Annotated in this window: 2 protein-coding genes; both read right to left on the bottom strand. The window is 72.9% G+C overall.

All coding sequences use genetic code 11. From position 1 onward, the window contains the following. Positions 1-1,304: beta-ketoacyl synthase N-terminal-like domain-containing protein (locus tag K6I34_RS31735; protein ID WP_229331369.1), on the bottom strand; the 1,304-nt coding region annotated here is incomplete at its 3' end. Between the two features lie 236 nt (positions 1,305-1,540). Then, positions 1,541-4,910: SDR family NAD(P)-dependent oxidoreductase (locus tag K6I34_RS31730; RefSeq protein WP_229331367.1), on the bottom strand; the 3,370-nt coding region annotated here is incomplete at its 5' end.

Below are 4,910 nucleotides of genomic sequence, written 5' to 3'. Positions count from 1 at the left end.
GTCTCGGGCCACTTCCGGGCCTCGGTCAGCAGCTCGATGTCGCCGGACGACCAGTCGACGTGCGGGGTGGGCTCGGTCAGGTGCAGCGTCTTGGGCAGCACGCCGTGCTTGAGCGCCATGACCATCTTGATGATGCCGCCGACACCGGCGCCCGCCTGGGCGTGGCCGATGTTGGACTTGACCGAGCCGAGGAGCAGCGGGCGGCCCTCGGGCCGGTCCTGGCCGTAGGTGGCCAGGAGGGCGTCGGCCTCGATCGGGTCGCCGAGCGCGGTGCCGGTGCCGTGCGCCTCGACGGCGTCGACCTCGGCCGGGGTGAGCCGGGCGTTGGCCAGCGCCTGGAGGATGACGCGCTGCTGGGAGGGGCCGTTGGGCGAGGTGAGGCCGTTGCTCGCGCCGTCCTGGTTGACGGCGGTGCCGCGGACGACCGCGAGGACCGGGTGGCCCTTGCGCTGCGCGTCGGACAGCCGCTCGACCAGCAGCACGCCGACGCCCTCGCCGAGGCAGAAGCCGTCGGCCTCGGGGGCGAAGGGCTTGGAGCGGCCGTCCAGGGCCAGTCCGCGCATCTTGCTGTAGTCGACGAAGACGCCGGGGGCGCACATCAGGGTCGCGCCACCGGCCAGCGCCATCGTGCACTCGTTGTTGCGCAGCGCCTGCACCGCCAGGTGCAGCGCCACCAGCGAGGAGGAGCAGGCGGTGTCGACGGTGGCGGCGGGGCCCTCGAGGCCGAAGGTGTACGAGAGGCGGCCGGAGGCGACGCTCGCGGCGTTGCCGGTGCCGAAGTAGCCCTCGAAGTTCTCCGTGGAGCTGAGGATCGCGGCGAGGTAGTCGTGGTTGCTGGTGCCGACGAAGACACCGATCTGCTGCCCGCGCACCGCCGTCGGGTCGATACCGGCCCGCTCGAACGCCTCCCAGGACGTCTCCAGCAGCATGCGCTGCTGCGGGTCCATGCCGAGCGCCTCGCGGGGGCTGATGCCGAAGACGGACGGGTCGAAGTCGGCGATGCCGTCGACGAATCCGCCCTCGTGCACATAGCTGGTGCCGGGGTGGTCCGGATCCGGGTGGTACATCGTCTCGACGTTCCACCCGCGGTCCACGGGGAAGTCACCGACCGCGTCCACGCCCTCGCTGACGACCCGCCACAGATCCTCCGGGGAGCGCACGCCCCCCGGATAGCGGCAGCCGATCCCCACGATGGCGATGGGGTCGTGATTCTTCGCTTCCGCCTCACGCAGGCGGAGACGAGTCTGATGCAGATCCGCCGTCACCAGCTTGAGGTAGTCCCGCAGCGTCTCTTCATTCGCCATTTAACGCAACCCATTTACGGCAGACGGCATCGGATATAACCAATTAGTCGACTTCTCGGCGAGAGGCTATGGCCGGGCTAACCCTCCCTACAACCCCTAACTGCCCCCTACCACCCCCTGAGGGACCAGGGGGCGAATAGGGGGCAGTCGGAATGCCGGGCCTTATACGAGAGTGCGGAAAATCCTGTCCGACTTCGAAAGGCACGTCAATAGGCGCGTCAGTGGCGAAATATTCGTCAGGCCCTTCCGAGCCCCTTGTTGATGAAGTCGAAGAGCTCGTCGTCGCTCGCCGACCGGGGCTCCTCGACGACCTCCGCCGCCCCGGGGGCCGGGGCGGCCGCGGCCGTGGCGGGGGCCGGGCCCGCGGGACCGGAGTCCGGGCCCTCGTGCCACTTCCCGAGCAGCGACTGGAGCCGCATGGTGATCCGGGCCCGGGTGATGTTGTCCGGGGTGCTCGTGGCGATCGCCGCCTCCAGCCGGTCGAGCTCCTCCAGCACCGACGCCCCGCCGTCCGCCTCGTCCGGCACCACCTCGGCACGCAGGTACGCGGCCACGGCGGCGGGCGTCGGGTGGTCGAAGATCAGGGCCGCGGGCAGCTTGAGGCCGCTGGCGGCGCCGAGCCGGTTGCGCAGCTCGACCGCGGTGAGCGAGTCGAAGCCCAGCTCCTTGAAGGCCCGGCCGGCCTCGATCGCCGAGGCGTCGGCGTGCCCGAGCACCGCCGCCACCGCGCCGCGGACGAGCTCCAGCAGCACCCGCTCCCGCTCGGTCTCCGGCAGCCCGGCGAGCTGCTGGGCCAGCGCGGGCCCGGCGTCGGCGGAGGCGGAGGCCTCGGCCCGCATCTCCTCGACGACCCGGAACGCCTCCGGCAGCTCGTGCAGCAGCGGCCGCGGCCGGTCGGCGGTGAAGGCCAGAGTGAACCGCCGCCAGTCCATGTCGATGACGGTCAGCGCCGTCTCGTCCCGGTCCAGCGCGTGCCGCAGCGCGGTGACGGCCGGCTCCGGCGCCATCTCGTTGATGCCGTGGCGGCGCATCCGGTCACCGATCGCGCCGTCGACGGTGGAGCCATCGCCCCACGGGCCCCACGAGAGCGTGGTCGCGGGCAGCCCCTCGGCGCGCCGCCGCTCGGCGAAGGCCTGCAGATAGGCGTTGCCCGGCGCCTGGTTGCCCTGCCCCGGCGCCCCGAAGACCGCGGAGAAGTGCGAGAAGAGCACGAACGCGGAGAGCTCCAGCTCACGGGTGAGCTCGTGCAGATGGCGGGTGGCGTCGACCTTCAGCCGCAGCACCCGGTCCACCTGATCCGGCGTCAGCCCCTCGATCACCCCGTCCTCGGTCACCGCGGCGGTGTGCACCACGGCGGTCAGCGGCCGCTCGGCCGGGACCTCCGCGAGCAGCGCGGCCAGCGCGTCCCGGTCGGCGACGTCGCAGGCGGCGAGGGTGACCTCGGTACCCAGCGCGGTGAGCTCCTCGCGCAGTTCGGCCGCGCCCGGCGCGTCCGCCCCGCGGCGACTTGCGAGCAGCAGGTGCTCGGCACCGTTGCGGGCCAGCCAGCGGGCCACGTGCGCGCCCAGCGTGCCGGTGCCGCCGGTGACGAGGGTGGTGCCGACCGGCTGCCAGTCCCGTGCGGCGGGGGTGTCGGCCAGCCCGGCCCGCACCAGACGCGGCCCGAAGACGCCAGTGGCACGGATCGCCACCTGACCCTCGTCGCCGTCGCCCGCGAGCACCCCGGCCAGCCGGGCCAGCGCCCGCTCGTCCAGCGTCTCCGGCAGGTCGACCAGACCGCCCCAGCGCTCCAGGTGCTCCAGGGCGGCCACCCGGCCGAGGCCCCAGACCAGCGCCTGCTCCGGCGACTCCAGCCGGTCCGAGCGACCGGTCGAGACGGCGCCACGGGTGGCGCACCACAGCGGCGCGGCGACCTCGGCGTCGCCCAGCGCCTGGATCAGCGCGAGTTGCGCGGCGGCACCCGCGGGGAGGGCGGAGTGCCCGGGGTACGGGCGCTCGTCCAGCGCCAGCAGCGACAGCACGCCGTCACAGGCCGCGGCGCCTTCCGTGGCGTCCTCTCCGGTGAGCTCGGCGCGGACGAGGGCGGCCAGCGCCTCCCGGTCCGCCACCGTGATGTCCGTGACGTCCACCGTGATCCGCCGTACGTCGGCGCCTCGCTCGCCCAGGGAGGCGGCAACGGTGGCGGCACGCTCGTCCTCGGTGCCCGGCGCGACCAGCAGCCAGGTGCCGGAGAGCCGCGCGGCGGCGCCCTCGGGGAGCTGCTTCCAGGTCACGCGGTAGCGCCAGCTGTCCACCGTGGACTGCTCGCGGGCCTGCTTGCGCCAGGTGGACAGGGCGGGCAGTACGGCGCTGAGCGGCTGGTCACCGTCGACGGCGAGCTCGGCGGCGAGGGCCTGCCAGTCCTCGCGCTCCACGGTCTCCCAGAAGCGGGTGTCGACCGGGTCGGCCTGCGCGGCCCCGGCCGTCTGCGCGGGCGCGGCCTTCGGCCAGAAACGCTCGGTCTGGAAGGCGTAGGTGGGCAGGTCGACGCGGCGCGCGGCGGTGCCCTCGTAGACGGCGTCCCAGCCGACGGACACGCCCCGCGTCCACGCCTCACCGAGGGAAGTGAAGAACCGGTCGAGGCCACCTTCGTCACGGCGCAGGGAACCGATGGCGGCGGCCTCACGGTCCGCGTCCTCGGCGGTCTCCTGAACACCCATCGTCAGCACGGGGTGCGCGCTCGACTCGACGAAGACCCCGAAACCCTCGTCCAGGAGACGCCGGACGGCACCCTCCAGCTCGACGGTCCGGCGGAGGTTGGTGAACCAGTACTCGGCGTCCAGCTCCGGGCCCTTGACCCACTCACCGGTGACGGTGGAGAGGAAGGGGATGTCCGCCGCCTTCGGCCGCACGGGTGCCAGGAGCTTCAGGAGCTCGTCGCGCAGCAGCTCGACCTGGGCGGAGTGCGAGGCGTAGTCCACGGGCACCTTGCGGGCACGGACCTCGTCCGCCTCACAGGACGCGATGAGCTCGTCCAGCGCCTCCGGCTCACCGGAGACCACGACCGAGGAGGGGCCGTTGACAGCGGCCACCGAAATACGGTCCTCACCCCACGCGGCAATCCGCTCCCGGACCCGGTCCACCGGCAGGGCCACGGACACCATGCCGCCCTTGCCCGCCAGCACCCGGCCAATCGCCTGACTGCGCAGAGCCACCACCCGGGCCGCGTCCTGAAGCGACAGAATCCCCGCCACACACGCAGCCGCGATCTCACCCTGCGAGTGACCCACCACGGCGTCCGCACGGACGCCCAGCGAACGCCACAGCTCCGCCAGGGAGACCATCACCGCGAACAGCACGGGCTGGACCACATCGACGCGCTCCAGCGACGGCGCGCCCTCCGCACCCCGCAGCACGTCCACCAACGACCAGTCGCAGAACTCCGACAGCGCAGCCGCACACTCATCGATCCGGGCAGCGAACACCGGCGAGGAGTCGAGCAGCCCGACCGCCATGCCCGCCCACTGCGAACCCTGCCCCGGGAACACAAAGGCCACCTGCCCACCGGCCGCAGACCCCTGCACCACACCAGACGCCATACCGCCCTCAGCCAGAGCAGCAAGACCG

The sequence above is a fragment of the Streptomyces sp. UNOC14_S4 genome, assembly GCF_020740835.1.
Classification (GTDB): domain Bacteria; phylum Actinomycetota; class Actinomycetes; order Streptomycetales; family Streptomycetaceae; genus Streptomyces.
This window is presented reverse-complemented; position numbering and strand designations above follow the sequence as displayed.